Below are 13,691 nucleotides of genomic sequence, written 5' to 3' on the forward strand. Positions count from 1 at the left end.
GTCCAGGTTGCCCCCCTCCAGCAGCCGGTGGAAGGCGTCCGCCTCCGTCCGGCCCCCACCCTGCGCCCCCAGCTCCTCCAGGAGCTGGTTGAGGTTCCAGGACAGGCGCTTCTGTTCGTCCCCTTGAGCGCGCCGGGCCTGCTGCGCCAGCAGGTACATGGGCAGCGGCGAGTCCGTGGGCGGGGTGGGCGTGCCGCCCTGCGCCGGAGGTTCCCAGGCCGCCAGGTCCGACGGGGGCTCCGCCTCCTCTCCCAGGTGGGGAGATGGTGTGCGCGAACGTGGGCGGAAAGCATCGGACACGGTGGCGAAACTGTAACCGGGGCGCGGCTTGGGGTTCAAAGTGGGCAAGCCCGCAACTTCCAGCGGGCAACGGGGTTTCTGACCTCACGGATGGATTGGGACCCGGACACGCAGGCGATGCTGAAGGTGGCGGCGGGCGACAAGCAGGCCTTCGCCTGGCTCTTCGACCGGCACCACGCGAGCGTGGCGCGCTTCGCGTTCCGCTTCGTGGGGGACGCGGCGCGGGCGGAGGAGCTCACGCAGGACATCTTCGTGAAGCTCTACCGCCACGCGCGCTCCTACAAGCCCACGGCGAAGTTCAAGACGTTCCTCTTCCGGGTGGCGACGAACCACTGCCTCAACGAGATGCGGCGCGGCGAGTACCGCGTGGCGCGCCTCACGGCGGAGGCCCCGGCGGAGGAAGACGTGGGGGCGATGCGGATGCCAGGGCCCGAAGGAGACAGGCCAGACCAGGCGCTGAGCGGCCGGGAGCTGGAGGCGGCGGTGGGCCTGGCCTTGAAGGATTTGAGCGACCGCGAGCGGGCCGCGTTCACCATGTGCCGCTTCGAGGGCATGGCGTACCGGGACATCGCCGAGGCGCTGGAGGCGAGCGAGGCCGCCGTGAAGAGCCTCATCCACCGGGCCACTCTGGCGGTGGCGCGCAGGATTGAAGCGTTGCAGGCGGGCACCGTGCCCGCGAGGAGTCGGGCATGAGCTGTGCGTTCGAAGAAGACCTGACGGCCTGGGTGGACGGGGAGTTGCCGCCCCCGCACCGCGCGCGCATGGAGGCCCATCTGGGCACCTGCGCGGAGTGCCAGGGCACGGAGCGGCTCCTGCGCCTCACGGTGGCGCGGATGGCGGAGCTGCCCGCCTTCACGCCCTCCCCCTCCGCCCGGCGCGAGCTGCTGGCGCGGGTGGACGCGCTGCCGCCCACCTGGCGCGAGCGGTTCGCGCACCTCTTGAGGCCCGGCGTGCTCGTGCCCTCCGCGGGCCTGGCCGCCGCGGTGGTGCTGACGCTGGTGGTGGCCGGACGCACGCGCGTGGAGTCGCCCTCGCTGGAGGAGTGGGACCCGGGCGCGCTGGAGGTGGCGGCGAACCTGGAGCTGGTCGAGGACTACGAAGTGCTGGGGCTCAACAGCTCCGAAGACCTGGAGGTCGTCGAGAACCTCCATGAACTGGGGGTGCCGTGATGCTGGGAAGGATGACCGCCGGCGTGCTGGCCGTGGCGCTGATCATCGGCGTGCCCGCCCTCGCGGCCAACGCCCCCGCGCCCACCGCCGCGGAGCGCTTCGAGAAGCTCCCGCCGGAGCAGAAGGAAGCCCTGCGCGCGAAGCTGCGCGAGTTCAAGGCCATGTCCCCGGAGGAGCAGGCCCGCGTGCGCGCGAACCTCCAGCGCTGGCGGCAGCTGCCCCCGGAGGAACGTGAGCGGCTGAAGACCAACCTGCGCGACTTCCAGCGCCTGTCGCCCCAGGAGCGGCAGGCGGTGCGTGAGCAGGTGCGCGAGCTGCGCGGCCTCACCCCGGAGCGCCGAGGGGAGCTGCGCGAACGGGTGCGCGCCTATCTCAAGGAACACCCGGAGCGCCGCGAGCAGATGCTGGAGAACATGCGCCGCTGGCGGCAGATGTCCCAGGAGCAGCGACAGGAGGCACGCGAGCGGCTGCGCGAAAGGCGGCGCAACAAGTGAGGCCCGCGCCCTGTGGGTTGCTGCTGTTCGCGCTCACGGCCGCCGTGCCCGCGTCCGCCCAGCAGTCCCCGCCGTCCGAAGAGGTTCCCGCGCCCGCGAAGGCCATGCACCCGGAGGCCCCGCCTCCGCCGTCGGACACGCGTCAGCCACAGCCCCAGCTCACCGACGAGGATCGCGAGGTGGTGGAGAACCTGGAGCTGCTGGAGTCGCTGGACGCCGCCGCGGACCTGGAGGTGCTCCTGGAGCTGGCGGACGCGAAGTAGCGGGAACGAAGAAGCCCGGGCCCCCTGTGAAGGGAGTCCGGGCTCTTTCGCATTCAGGCGTGGAAGCCGTGCAGCGCTACTCGACGGTCACGCTCTTGGCCAGGTTGCGCGGCTGGTCCACGTCGTTCCCGCGCATCTCCGCCACGTGGTACGCGAGCAGCTGGAGCGGGATGGTGGCCACCACCGGCGCGAGCAGCGCGCAGGCGGCGGGGATGCGGATGACGTGGTCGGCCAGGGTGTCCGCCTGCGTGTCGTCCTCGTCGAGGATGGCGATGACCTTGCCGCCGCGCGCGCGGACCTCCTCGATGTTGCCGATGATCTTCTCGTACGCGACGTGCGGCTGCTTCGGCGCGATGACCACGACGGGCATCTTCTCGTCGATGAGCGCGATGGGGCCGTGCTTCATCTCACCGCCCGCGTAGCCCTCCGCGTGGATGTACGAAATCTCCTTCAGCTTGAGCGCGCCCTCCAGCGCCACCGGGTGCATGGGGCCGCGTCCCAGGAAGAGGAAGTCCTGCGCGTTCATGAACTCGCGCGCGACGCGCTTCACCTGCGGCTCGCACTTGAGGACCTCTTCAATCATCTTCGGCACCTGGGCCAGGTGCGTCAGGTGCTCCTGCGCGCCCTCCACCGACAGCGTGCCGCGCATGCGGCCCAGCTTCACCGCCAGCAGGTACAGGGTGACGAGCTGGGTGGTGAACGCCTTGGTGGACGCGACGCCAATCTCCGGGCCCGCGTTGGTGAGGATGTGCAGGTCCGACTCGCGCGTCATCGCGCTGCCAATGACGTTGCAGACGGCCAGCGTGTGGGCGCCCAGCCGCTTGGCCTCCTTGAAGGCCCCCAGCGTGTCCGCCGTCTCACCCGACTGGCTGATGGCGATGACCAGGTGGCTCTTCTCCACGATGGGGTCGCGGTAGCGGAACTCGCTGGCCAGCTCCACCTCCACCGGCAGCCGCGCCAGCGATTCAATCATGTGCTTGCCGGCCACGCCCGAGTGCCAGGACGTGCCGCAGGCCAGGATGGTGACCTTGGTGAAGGACTTCACCTGCTCCTGGGACAGGTTCCACGTGTCGAAGTGGACGTCGCCTTCCGTGAGGAGCATCCGGCCGCGCAGCGTGTCCGCGATGGCGCGGGGCTGCTCCCAGATCTCCTTGTGCATGAAGTGCTTGTAGCCGCCCTTCTCCGCCATCATCGGCGTCCAGTCGATGCGGCGCGTGGGGCGGTTCACCAGCTTCCCGTCGCGGTTGAAGATGTCGACCTTCGCCGCGGTGATGACCGCCAGGTCGCCCTCCTCCATGTAGACGAAGTCACGCGTGTGCTCGAGCAGCGCGGGCACGTCGCTGGCCACGAAGTTCTGGCCCTCGCCCAGGCCCAGCACCATGGGCGACGCGTCCTTCGTGCACACGATGCGGCCCGGGTCGTTGGAGCACACCACCACCAGGCCGTAGGTGCCCTTCACCTGCTTGATGGCCGCGCGGACGGCGTCCGGCAGGTCCACGCCGCGCTCCACCTCCGCGGAGATGAGGTGCGCGAACACTTCCGAGTCCGTCTCCGACGCGAAGACGTGGCCGCGAGAGCGCAGCTCCGCCTTGAGCGCCAGGTGGTTCTCGATGATGCCGTTGTGCACCACCGCCACGTTCTTGTACGTGTGCGGGTGGGCGTTCTCGTCGGAGGGGCGGCCGTGCGTGGCCCAGCGCGTGTGGCCAATGCCGGTGGTGCCCTTGGGCAGGTCCTGCACCACGCGGTTCTCCAGGTTGCGCAGCTTGCCCGTGGCGCGCACCACATTGAGTTGGTTGCCGCCCACCACCGCGACGCCCGCGGAGTCGTAGCCCCGGTACTCGAGCTTCTTCAGACCCGACACCAGGATGGGAGCAGATTCCTTGTCACCGACGTAGCCAACAATCCCGCACATGTTCGTCCTGCCTCTTTCTCGTCCCGCGGCGCCGGAGCAAACCACGGGCAACCCGTTCACGCCCAACACGCCCAACCCCGCCCCGCCGACCGACCAGCAGGCGAGCACTCTTCCTAACCAGCCTTCACCTTCACCTGCCGGGCCTTCTTGGCAGCCACCCACCCCTCCTTCACGACCTGTGGCGCGCGGGACACAGCGAGGCTCCCAGGAGGCACATTTTTCGTCACCGTGGAGCCCGCGCCGACATACCCGCCGTCCCCCACCTTCACCGGCGCCACCAGTTGACTGTCCGAGCCGATGAAGACGCCATCGCCCAGCTCGGTCAGGTGCTTGTTCACCCCGTCATAGTTACAGGTGATGGTGCCCGCGCCGATGTTGCAGCCCGCGCCAATGTTCGCGTCGCCCAGGTAAGTCAGGTGGTTGGCCTTGGTGCCCTTGCCGATGCGGGTCTTCTTCGTCTCCACGAAGTTCCCCAGATGCACTTCCTCTGCCAACTCCGTGGCGGGGCGCAGCCGGGAGAACGGGCCGATGATGCAGCGCTCGCCCACACGCGCCTCCTCCAGCACGGAGTAGGGCTTGATGTGGGTGCCATCCGCCACGTGGGAGGCCGTGAGCACGCTGCCCTGGCCAATGGTGACGTTCTTCCCGATGACGGTGCCGGCCATCAGCGAAACGCTGGGGCCTACTTCCGTGTCGGTGCCAATGGTGATGCCCTCTTCGATGTACGCGGTGGCGGGGTCCTGGATGGACACGCCCGCGCGCATGTGGGCTTCGTTGATGCGCTGCTGGAGGACGCGGGCGCGCGCCGCCAGCTCCACCTTGTCGTTCACGCCCGCGGTCTCCGTGGCGTCCGCGTCCACCGCGCCCACGGGGCCCAGCTTCGCGGCCATCTCCACCAGGTCGGTGAGGTAGTACTCGCCCTGCGCGTTGACGGGCTTGATTTCGGCCAGCGCCTTCCAGAGGAAGGCCGCGTCCACGGAGTAGATGCCCGCGTTGCACTCCTTCACCGCGCGCTGCTCCGGGGTGCAGTCCTTGTGCTCCACGATGCGCGCCACCTTGCCGCCTTCGCGGATGACGCGGCCGTAGCCGGTGGGGTCTTCCAGCGTGGTGGACACCAGCGCCAGCACTCCGCCCGCGGCGTCGTGCGCGGCGAGCAGCGACTGGAGCGTCTCCTTCCGGAGCAGCGGCACGTCTCCGTAGAGGATGAGCACGCGGCCGTCGTGGCCCTTCAGCGCGTCCTGGGCCGCCTTCACCGCGTCCGCGGTGCCCTTCTGCTCCTTCTGGAGCGCGAAGCGCAGGGGCGCGTCCGGGAAGTGGGAGCGGATGGACTTCTCCACCTCCGCTGCCTGGTGGCCCACCACCGGCACCACGTGCGTGGCGCCCAGTTCCAGGGCCCGCTTCAAGGGATAGGCGCAAAGGGGCCGGCCGAGGATGGGGTGAAGGACCTTGGCCTTCTCCGACTTCATCCGCGTGCCCTTGCCCGCGCACAGCACAACCGCCGCCAGAGCTGTCATATGCGGCGGAGAATTAGGGACCGCCGATCAACTCGTCAACCGCGCCCGGACTTCAAAGCGGATCGCGGGACGTCCGGGGAGGGGCGGGCGCTGACTGCTACACACAACGTGTTGCATTGGACCGTGATGCCGAAGCGCGGCTTCAGGAACGTCGTCAGCCGCGCCGAAGTGGAGGCCGGAGTCGGAACCGACGCCGGGTTTTCCACGGGGTTCGGAAGACTCATGAGCACCGCCCGTTGCTGCGCATGACCGGAGACTGCCCCGCCTCCGCTCACAATCCAAGGAAAAAAATGTTGTCTGGCTGAAACCCTGGCCCTGGCGCGGCGCGTGGTGCATTAGGGAACGGCCGGAAATCACAAGGAAAGGCCTCCAGGTGGGGAAAACACACATGGGCGCCGCGGGACGGCAGTCGTTCCGTGCGCTGGGACTCGCAGTGTTGCTGGTGGCGGCGCAGGCGGGTGCGGCACGTCCCTACCGGGGAGGTGCGGTGGCCACGGCGTATCCGCCCGCGAGCGAAGCCGCGCTCCAGATGCTGGACAAGGGCGGCAACGCGGTGGACGCGGCGGTGGCGGCGGCGTTCGTGGCGGCGGTGGTGGGCCCCTACCACTCCGGCGTGGGCGGCGGCGGGTTCGCGCTGGTGCACGACGCGAAGTCGGGCGGCACCCAGGTGCTGGACTTCCGGGAGGTGGCTCCCAAGGGCGCCTCGCGCGACATGTACCTGAAGGACGGCGTGCTGGTTCCGGGCCTGTCCACGGACGGCGCGCTGAGCGTGGCGGTGCCGGGCGCGGTGGCGGGCTACCTGGAGCTGTTGTCCAAGCACGGCAAGCTCAAGCCCGCGGTGGTGCTGGCCCCGGCCATCCGGCTGGCGAAGCAGGGCTTCTGGGTGACACCCAAGTACCAGCAGATGGCCACCGGCCGCGCGGAGTGTCTGCGCCAGGACCCGGAGGCCGCGCGCATCTTCCTGACGCCCAACGCGCAGGGCACGCCGGACGTGCCTCCGGTGGGGCACCTCATCAAACAGCCGGACCTGGCGCGCACGCTGGAGCGGGTGGCCAAGGGCGGCGCGAAGGCCTTCTACGCGGGCCCGGTGGCGCAGGCGCTGGTGAAGACGGTGCAGGACGCGGGCGGGCTGCTCACGCAGGAGGACCTGACGAACTACCGCACGCGCCCGGCCACGCCGCTGGAGACCACCTACCGTGGGCACCGCATCCTCACCATGCCGCCGCCCAGCGCGGGCGGGCTGGCGGTGGTGCAGGTGCTGGGCATGCTCCAGCAGCTGCGGCCGCAGGGCGTGCCGTACCGAGACCCGGAGTCGCTGCACCTCTACGTGGAGGCCGTGCGGCGCGCGTACGTGGACCGCGCGAAGTACCTGGGCGATCCGGCCTTCGTGCAGGTGCCGCTGGAGCGGCTGACGTCGCCCGGCCACATCGCGGACCTGGCGGGCGGCATCGACCCGAAGAAGGCCACGCCCAGCGCGTCGCTGCTGGCGCCCGTGACGGGCGGGCCTGCCTCCACGCTGCGCAAGGACGCGGGGCCGCTCACGCCGGAGCCGGAGAAGAAGAACACCACGCACATCTCCGTCATCGACAAGGACGGCAACGCGGTGGCGATGACGACCACGGTCAACTACAGCTTCGGCTCGTGCCTGGTGGCCAAGGGCACCGGCGTGCTCCTCAATGACGAGATGGACGACTTCGCCGCGCAGCCGGGCGTGCCCAACGCGTATGGGCTCGTCACCGGTGAGCCCAACGCCATCCAGGCCGGCAAGGTGCCCCTGTCCTCCATGTCGCCCACGCTGGTGTTCTCCAAGGAAGACCCCAAGCGGGTGATGCTGGCGGTGGGCAGCCCCGGCGGCTCCACCATCCCCACCACCGTCATCCAGGCCATCAGCAACGTGGTGGACCAGGGCATGGACGTGGCGCGCGCGGTGGGCATGGGCCGGCTGCACCACCAGTACCTCCCGGACGAGCTGTGGGTGGACAAGTGGGGCCTGGAGCCGGCGACGCTGTCCGCGCTGGAGGCGAAGGGTCACAAGATTCGCCGGGTGGACGCCTGGGGCGACGCGGAGGCCGTCTACAGCGACCCGCGCACCAACCTGCGCTATTCCTCCAGTGACCCGCGCAACGAGGGCGCCGCGACGGGCCAGGACTGAAACGAAGGAGAACGACTGCCCGTGGCCGAGCCGCTTCCGCTCTTCGATGCGCACCTCCACCCGGAGGCCCTGACGGACCAGGACCTGGAGTCCATGCGCTTCTTCGGCGTGGAACAGGCCCTGGTGGTGGCGCACCACTTCCCGGAGCCCACGGCCAAGGGGCTGCGTCAGCACTTCGACCAGCTGGTGGAGAAGCAGCTGCCGCGCCTGGAGCGGCTGGGCATCCGCGCCTGGGCCGCCCTGGGCGTGCACCCGCGCTGCATCCCGCGCCGGGGGCTGTCGGAAGTGCTGAGCCACCTGCCGGACTACTTCGAGGGCGGCCGGGTGGTGGCCCTGGGCGAGACGGGGCTGCACGCGGGCGGCGAGGAGGAGGAAGAGGCCTTCCTGGAGCAGTTGGCCCTGGCCCGTCAGCTCAAGCTGCGCGTGGTGGTGCACACGCCGCTCAAGGACAAGGAGCGCCACACGCGGCGCATCCTCACGCTCCTGCGCCAGTCAGGACTGCTGCCCTCGCGCGCGCTGGTGGACCACGCCAACGCGCGCACCGTGCGGACCATCCTGGAGGTGGGCCACTGGGCCGGCCTCACCCTGCATCCGGAGGCGCTCCAGGCGGACCGGGCGGTGGCCCTGGTGCGGCGGCTGGGCAGCGAGCGACTGGTGCTGGACTCGGACGCGGGCGACGGCGCGGGGGACATCCTGGGGCTCGCGCGCACGGCGAACCTGCTGGGCAAGGCGAAGCTGTCCGAGCGGCTCGTTCGACGGGTCACCCGGGACAACGCCGCCCGCTTCTTCCAGATCCACGACTGAGCGCGGCATTCGCGCGCCGTGTGGGTGGCATGCGGTGCGTTGAAAAGTGGACGGCGGCCCAGACCTGTCAGCGCTGTAAATGAGACGGGCCCCGCGCGGTGAAGCGCGGAGCCCGTGGGTTTACAGCCTGGAACCCCGAGGAGGGTCCTAGTTCACCGAGACGGAGGCCTGAGCCTCCGGGTGCAGGGTGAGCCCCTGCGCGTCCGGCGCCAGCCGCACCTGCACGGGCACGCCCTGGGAGCGGTACTCCGCGAGGGAATCCGCCGCCTCGTCGAGCAGCTGCTGATAGCGCTCCTCCAGCTCCACCGCGATCAGGAGCATGGTCTCGCCGGCGTCCGTCACGCCCGGCCGGTACACCTGGCACCGCTGGAAACGCGCCCAGCGACCGTTCTGCATCTTCACAAGCTCGCCGTCGTAAGCCATGCGCAGCACCTCTTGAGTGAAATCCGACGGACGCAATGTAGAGGCGAATCCCGGCGCTGTCATCCCCCTGCTTGAAAATTCGTAAACCCTTCGTGATTCCAGCGAGTTGCCAACGCTCAAGGGGGTGCACAGGGGTGCTCCGGGGACCGGGCCGGCGCAAAATGTAAACTGGGACACTGTCAACGCGGTTAACCCGGTCCGGGGGGCGATGCCGCGTCGCGCTGTCAACACTCCGTGAACCCGCCAGCCCGGGAGGGGCGGCCAGGGGACGGGGCGGGACTGACGCGTGGCACCGCGCGGGGGCATCCCTTAGATTCCAGAGGATGAAGTTGCCCCTGCCGTTCCGTCGCGACCGCCCCATCATTCCGTCCGCCAATGCGCAGGATCACGCGGAGCGGTTGATCGCCGAGTCCCTGCGCATGCTCGGACAGGTGTGTTCGAAGGTCGCGGACGCCATCGAGGCGCAGCGGCTGGAACGCCAGGGCTACGCGCACAACAGCTACCTGCGGCGCCTGGACAAGGACGAGGACGACGACGCGAAGAAGTCCTCCGGGCCGGGCACGGGCGGATGACGGCTCACCGCGAGCCGCCTGAAGAGCACGACCCCAGCGAACACGAGGACGACGACGCGCCGGTGCCGTGCCTGGCGTCCTCGCCGGCCGCGACCTGGAGGGAACAGGGCATCCAGATGCCCATGCCCGCGCTGGCGGACGAGGAAGGGCCCCGCGTGGACCCCGGCCTGCCGCCCGTCGTGGACGCGCACGTGCACCTGTTCCCCGACCGCGTCTTCGAGGCGGTGTGGCGCTGGTTCGACCGCTACGGCTGGCCCATCCGCTACAAGCTGCACACGCCCCACGTGCTGTCCTTCCTGCTGTCCCGGGGCGTCGAGCGCGTGGTCGCCCTGCACTACGCCCACAAGCCGGGCATGGCGCGCGCGCTCAACGCCTTCGTGGCGGAGGTGGCGAAGGCCGAGCCCCGCGTCATCGGCCTTGGCACCGTGTACCCGGGCGAGCCCGGCGCCGTCGGCATCCTGGAGGAAGCGTTCACCCTGGGGCTGAAGGGCGTGAAGCTGCACTGCCACGTGCAGGCCTTCTCTCCGGACGCGCCCCAGCTGAACGAGCTCTACGAAGCGTGCGCCCGGGCGGGCAAGCCGCTCGTGATGCACTCGGGGCGGGAGCCCTCCAGCGCCCAGTATCCGGTGGATCCGCACCAGCTCTGCGCCGCGGAGCGGGTGGAGCGCGTGCTGAAGGATCATCCCACGCTCAAGCTGTGCGTGCCGCACCTGGGAGCGGACGAGTTCGACGCGTACGCGCGCCTGCTGGAGCGCCATGACACGCTCTGGCTGGACACGACCATGGCGGTAGGCGGCTACTTCCCCGTGCCCCTCCCCCGGAAGGCGCTGGAGGTCCGGCCCGAGCGCATCCTCTATGGGACGGACTTCCCCAACATCCCCTATGCGTGGGACCGGGAGCTGCGGGCGCTCGCCGGGTTGGGGCTGGACGAGGCCGCGCTCGCGGGCGTGCTGGGAGGAAACACGCTGTCGCTCTACGGGGAATGTTGAAAAGAAACGAAGGCCCTTCCGCAATGAGGAGGGCATTCCCATCTTCGTCCCCATAGAATCGCGGTCCCCAAGCAGACGCCGCCACTCCAGAGGCTCAAGCCCATGTCGAACTTCATCCTGGTCGTCGACGACGACGCGAGTCACCGCACGCTCATCTGCGATGCCCTCCAGGAGATGGGCTATGCCACCATCGAGGCCAAGAACGGCCGAGAAGCGCTGGACCTTCTGGAGGACGACATCCCGGGCGCCGTGCTCCTGGACCTGCGCATGCCCGTCATGAGCGGCTGGGGCCTGCTGGACGCGCTCAAGAAGATGCCGCGGGCGCGCAACCTGCCCATCATCATCATCTCCGGCTACGGCTTCGAGTGGGAGGCGGAGCTGGTGGGCGCCGCTGGCTACATCTCCAAGCCGGTGGACCTGGACAAGGTGCGCACCACCGTGCAGCAGATCGTCGGGCCGCCGGAGGTGGCCATGGTGCACTGAGTCGGGAAGCGCCCGGCGGGCCGCACCATCCGTCAACCCGAGGATTGTGGGCAGCCCCTGGGTGCATGGTGTGATGGCGTCCTTCATGACGCCCCCCCCTTCAGAACCGGCCGGCTCCGAGCTGGCCATCGATGCCCGCGGCCTCGTCAAGCGCTTCGGCACCTTCACCGCGCTGGACGGCCTGGAGCTTCAGATTCCGAAGGGCGCCTTCTACGCGTTCCTCGGCCCCAACGGCGCCGGCAAGTCCACCTCCATCGCGTTGCTCACCGGCGTGTACGGGCCTGACAAGGGCACCATCCGCATGCTCGGCGTGGACGCCGTGGCCAGGCCCCTGGACGTGAAGCAGCGCGTGGGCGTGGTGCCGGAGGAGCTGAGCCTCTTCGAGCGTCTCACCGGCCGTCAGTACCTCACCTTCTGCGCGCGCATGTACGGACTGGATGGCGCGGAGGCCGCGTCGCGCGCGGTGGAGCTGTTGGAGCTGACGGAGCTCACGTACAAGGCGGGCGCGCTGGTGGCGGAGTACTCCAAGGGCATGCGCCGCAGGCTCGCCATCGCCGCGGCGCTCATCCACGCGCCGGAACTGGTGCTGCTGGATGAGCCCTTCGAGGGCATCGACGTGCTCGCCGCGGGCGTCATCCGGGAGCTCTTGCGCGAGCTGTCCCGCCGGGGCGTGACGCTGCTGCTCACCACGCACGTGCTGGAGATCGCCGAGCGGTTGGCCACGCACGCGGGCGTCATCCGGGGCGGGCGCATGTTGGATCAGGGCCCGGTGGAGCAGCTTCGCCAGCGCCACGGCGTGTCCACGCTGGAGGCGGTGTTCGAGAAGCTGATCGCCGTGCCCGCCGCGCGCAACGCGAAGCTGTCGTTCTACGGCGAGCCCGCGGCGAACGTGGTGCCGCTGCGCCGGGAGACCGCGTGAGCAGCCCGCGTCCGAAGGTCCCCGGCTTCTTCCAGCACCTGCTGCTGCTCTGGGGCCTGCGCCTGCACCTGGGCCTCAACCAGGGTCCGGGCAAGAGCCGCCTGCTCGCGGTGGCCGCGTTCGTGGGCTCCAGCGCGCCGGGCGTGCTGCTGGGCCTGAGCTTCTTCAAGCTGATGAGGATGCCGCTCATCGTGCACAGCAACGTGTGGCCGTACTTCATCCTCAACCTGCTGTGCTTCGTCACCGCCGCCACGTGGGTGACGTGGCCGCTGTTGTCCGCGGGCGTGGATGACCACTCCGAGCTGTCGCGCTACGCCGCGTTCCCCATCTCGCCGTTCCGGCTCTTGATGGGCTCCACGGTGGCGAGCCTCTTCGAGCCGCGCGCGCTGGTGTTCTACGCGCCCCTCACCGGCGCGGCGGTGGGCTATGCGTCGCGGCACCGGCTGGCCTCGCCGTGGCTGGCGGCGGTGCTCTACGTGCTGTTCGCGCTCTTCTGCGCGGCGTGGAGCCGGGTGGGCCTCTACACGGTCATCAACGTGCTGAGGGCGAAGCACAGCGCGCGCATCATGGGTGGCGGCATGGTGGCGTTCCTCGTCGCCGCGTCGTTCATCCCGCCCATCGACACGTCGTGGCTCACCAGCATGGGTGAGACGGGCGTGGGCGCGCTGGACATGAGCCTCATCATCAACGCGGCGGTGGCGCTCAGCCAGGTGCCCCCGGGCTTCTTCGGCGACGGGCTGGGACAGCTGGCGCACGGCCGCGTGGGCATCGCCATGCTGGAGGCCTTCGGGCTGCTGTTCTTCACCGCCATGGGCATGGTCGTGGCGTACGCGCTCTTGATGCGCTTCCACCGGCAGGCGGGAGGCCGCTCCGGCGGCGACCGGGGGGATGGGAAGGACAGCGACCCGTTCGCCACCACGGGCTCGCGCTTCGACACGCTCCTGCGCCGCGAGGTGCTGGACCTGTGGCACAACCCGCGCGCACGGCTGCTGGCGGCGGTGCCCTTCATCCTGGCCATCCTGCTGAAGCTGCTCTCCGGCAGGGATCTCTTCGTGTACCTGCTGGGCGGCAGCGCGGACGCGTGGGTGATGGGCGGCCTGAGCATCTATGGCGCGGTGGTCATCGCGTCCACGTTCTCGCAGAACACCTTCGCGTACGACGGGCACGGCTTCGCGGTGTTCCTGGCGGCGCCCATGAACCTGGCGGACGTGCTGCGCGCGAAGAACCGGGTGCAGGGCGTGGCGGCGCTGGGGATGGCGGTGCTGGTGGGCGCCTTCTACCGGGTGTACTTCGGCTCGGGCACGCTCGTGGACTTCCTGTGCGCCATGGCCGCGGTGGCGGCGGTGGTGCCCATGCTGCTGGCCGCGGGCAACTTCCTGTCGCTGTACTTCCCGGTGAAGTTCCACGCGAGCCTCAAGCGGCGCGACCGGATTCCCCTCACCGCGTCCATGCTGGGCATCTTCGCGGCCAGCGTGGGCTGCATGCCCTTTGGCCATGCGCTGCGGGCCGCGGGGAAGGACGGGCCGGGCTGGCAGTCCGTGGCCTTCATCCTCGGGTTCGCCGTGCTCCACTTCGGCGTGTACCGGGTGACGCGGCCCTGGGCGATGCGGCTGTTGGATCAACGCCGGGAAATCGTCCTCCGGGCGGTGACGCGCGAATGACCGCGCGGGCGGGGCCTGGGTGGGCCCCGCCCGACA

At 69.9% G+C, this 13,691-nt stretch carries 14 protein-coding genes and 1 pseudogene; 11 read left to right on the top strand and 4 right to left on the bottom strand.

The window, feature by feature from the left end; translation table 11 throughout:
* Nucleotides 1–300, bottom strand: a pseudogene (locus D7Y15_RS21025) (hypothetical protein); the annotation flags it as partial.
* A 90-nt stretch (nucleotides 301–390) separates the two neighbouring features.
* Here D7Y15_RS21025 and D7Y15_RS21030 point away from each other — a divergent pair.
* The 4 genes from D7Y15_RS21030 to D7Y15_RS21045 are packed head-to-tail and all read left to right on the top strand — an operon-like array spanning nucleotide 391 to nucleotide 2,226.
* Nucleotides 391–993, top strand: a complete 603-nt coding sequence (locus D7Y15_RS21030) for an RNA polymerase sigma factor (protein ID WP_121753720.1) — start codon at nucleotides 391–393, stop codon at nucleotides 991–993.
* Complete coding sequence (locus D7Y15_RS21035) at nucleotides 990–1,469, top strand: anti-sigma factor (RefSeq protein ID WP_120600344.1); 480 nt, start codon at nucleotides 990–992, stop codon at nucleotides 1,467–1,469. The genes D7Y15_RS21030 and D7Y15_RS21035 overlap by 4 nt, the downstream gene beginning before the upstream one ends.
* The gene (locus D7Y15_RS21040) at nucleotides 1,469–1,963 is read left to right on the top strand and encodes a DUF3106 domain-containing protein (protein ID WP_120576844.1); all 495 of its coding nucleotides are present in this window, start codon (nucleotides 1,469–1,471) and stop codon (nucleotides 1,961–1,963) included. The genes D7Y15_RS21035 and D7Y15_RS21040 overlap by 1 nt, the downstream gene beginning before the upstream one ends.
* Nucleotides 1,960–2,226, top strand: coding sequence for a hypothetical protein (locus D7Y15_RS21045; RefSeq protein ID WP_148712825.1), 267 nt, complete (start codon nucleotides 1,960–1,962; stop codon nucleotides 2,224–2,226). Before D7Y15_RS21040 ends, D7Y15_RS21045 begins: the two co-directional genes overlap by 4 nt.
* 76 nt (nucleotides 2,227–2,302) lie before the next feature.
* Here the strand turns inward: D7Y15_RS21045 and glmS are convergent, their stop codons facing one another.
* Nucleotides 2,303–4,138 carry a glutamine--fructose-6-phosphate transaminase (isomerizing) gene (glmS, locus tag D7Y15_RS21050; RefSeq protein ID WP_121753722.1) on the bottom strand — a complete coding sequence of 612 codons (1,836 nt, stop codon included), beginning with the start codon at nucleotides 4,136–4,138 and terminating at the stop codon, nucleotides 2,303–2,305.
* Between the two features lie 113 nt (nucleotides 4,139–4,251).
* Nucleotides 4,252–5,652 (bottom strand): bifunctional UDP-N-acetylglucosamine diphosphorylase/glucosamine-1-phosphate N-acetyltransferase GlmU, encoded by a 1,401-nt coding sequence (gene glmU, locus D7Y15_RS21055; RefSeq protein ID WP_121753723.1) that lies wholly within the window; start codon nucleotides 5,650–5,652, stop codon nucleotides 4,252–4,254.
* Between the two features lie 388 nt (nucleotides 5,653–6,040).
* Between glmU and ggt the strand changes: the two genes are divergently transcribed.
* On the top strand, nucleotides 6,041–7,804 hold the full coding sequence (gene ggt / locus D7Y15_RS21065) for a gamma-glutamyltransferase (protein WP_121753724.1): 1,764 nt from the start codon (nucleotides 6,041–6,043) through the stop codon (nucleotides 7,802–7,804).
* 21 nt (nucleotides 7,805–7,825) lie between these two features.
* Nucleotides 7,826–8,608 (top strand): TatD family hydrolase, encoded by a 783-nt coding sequence (locus D7Y15_RS21070; RefSeq protein ID WP_120599847.1) that lies wholly within the window; start codon nucleotides 7,826–7,828, stop codon nucleotides 8,606–8,608.
* A 147-nt stretch (nucleotides 8,609–8,755) separates the two neighbouring features.
* On the opposite strand, the gene D7Y15_RS21075 is transcribed toward D7Y15_RS21070, so the two are convergent.
* Nucleotides 8,756–9,031 carry a hypothetical protein gene (locus tag D7Y15_RS21075; protein WP_120561800.1) on the bottom strand — a complete coding sequence of 92 codons (276 nt, stop codon included), beginning with the start codon at nucleotides 9,029–9,031 and terminating at the stop codon, nucleotides 8,756–8,758.
* 323 nt (nucleotides 9,032–9,354) lie between these two features.
* On the opposite strand from D7Y15_RS21075, the gene D7Y15_RS21080 reads away from it, so the two are divergent.
* The 5 genes from D7Y15_RS21080 to D7Y15_RS21100 all read left to right on the top strand — a co-directional run bounded on the left by D7Y15_RS21080 (nucleotide 9,355) and on the right by D7Y15_RS21100 (nucleotide 13,655).
* Nucleotides 9,355–9,603: a hypothetical protein gene (locus D7Y15_RS21080; protein ID WP_120576850.1), complete on the top strand. Its 249-nt coding sequence runs from the start codon at nucleotides 9,355–9,357 to the stop codon at nucleotides 9,601–9,603.
* Nucleotides 9,600–10,592, top strand: coding sequence for an amidohydrolase family protein (locus D7Y15_RS21085; RefSeq protein ID WP_120576851.1), 993 nt, complete (start codon nucleotides 9,600–9,602; stop codon nucleotides 10,590–10,592). The genes D7Y15_RS21080 and D7Y15_RS21085 overlap by 4 nt, the downstream gene beginning before the upstream one ends.
* A 102-nt stretch (nucleotides 10,593–10,694) precedes the next feature.
* Complete coding sequence (locus D7Y15_RS21090; protein WP_014394116.1) at nucleotides 10,695–11,075, top strand: response regulator; 381 nt, start codon at nucleotides 10,695–10,697, stop codon at nucleotides 11,073–11,075.
* A gap of 85 nt (nucleotides 11,076–11,160) precedes the next feature.
* A complete protein-coding gene (locus D7Y15_RS21095) occupies nucleotides 11,161–11,994 on the top strand; it encodes an ABC transporter ATP-binding protein (RefSeq protein WP_120576870.1) in 834 nt (277 codons plus the stop codon).
* Nucleotides 11,991–13,655, top strand: a complete 1,665-nt coding sequence (locus D7Y15_RS21100; RefSeq protein ID WP_120576852.1) for a hypothetical protein — start codon at nucleotides 11,991–11,993, stop codon at nucleotides 13,653–13,655. Before D7Y15_RS21095 ends, D7Y15_RS21100 begins: the two co-directional genes overlap by 4 nt.
* Nucleotides 13,656–13,691: the final 36 nt, after the last annotated feature.

It is taken from the genome of Corallococcus sp. AB030 (genome assembly GCF_003668965.1).
Taxonomy (GTDB): domain Bacteria; phylum Myxococcota; class Myxococcia; order Myxococcales; family Myxococcaceae; genus Corallococcus; species Corallococcus exiguus.

Bases quoted from the DNA above. Each gene is read 5' to 3' on its own strand.
- D7Y15_RS21085 (WP_120576851.1), top strand. From the start codon at position 9,600: ATGACGGCTCACCGCGAGCCGCCTGAAGAGCACGACCCCAGCGAACAC.
- glmS (WP_121753722.1), bottom strand. From the start codon at position 4,138: ATGTGCGGGATTGTTGGCTACGTCGGTGACAAGGAATCTGCTCCCATC.
- D7Y15_RS21035 (WP_120600344.1), top strand. From the start codon at position 990: ATGAGCTGTGCGTTCGAAGAAGACCTGACGGCCTGGGTGGACGGGGAG.
- D7Y15_RS21080 (WP_120576850.1), top strand. From the start codon at position 9,355: ATGAAGTTGCCCCTGCCGTTCCGTCGCGACCGCCCCATCATTCCGTCC.
- glmU (WP_121753723.1), bottom strand. From the start codon at position 5,652: ATGACAGCTCTGGCGGCGGTTGTGCTGTGCGCGGGCAAGGGCACGCGG.
- D7Y15_RS21040 (WP_120576844.1), top strand. From the start codon at position 1,469: ATGCTGGGAAGGATGACCGCCGGCGTGCTGGCCGTGGCGCTGATCATC.
- D7Y15_RS21030 (WP_121753720.1), top strand. From the start codon at position 391: ATGGATTGGGACCCGGACACGCAGGCGATGCTGAAGGTGGCGGCGGGC.
- D7Y15_RS21075 (WP_120561800.1), bottom strand. From the start codon at position 9,031: ATGGCTTACGACGGCGAGCTTGTGAAGATGCAGAACGGTCGCTGGGCG.
- D7Y15_RS21090 (WP_014394116.1), top strand. From the start codon at position 10,695: ATGTCGAACTTCATCCTGGTCGTCGACGACGACGCGAGTCACCGCACG.
- ggt (WP_121753724.1), top strand. From the start codon at position 6,041: ATGGGCGCCGCGGGACGGCAGTCGTTCCGTGCGCTGGGACTCGCAGTG.
- D7Y15_RS21095 (WP_120576870.1), top strand. From the start codon at position 11,161: ATGACGCCCCCCCCTTCAGAACCGGCCGGCTCCGAGCTGGCCATCGAT.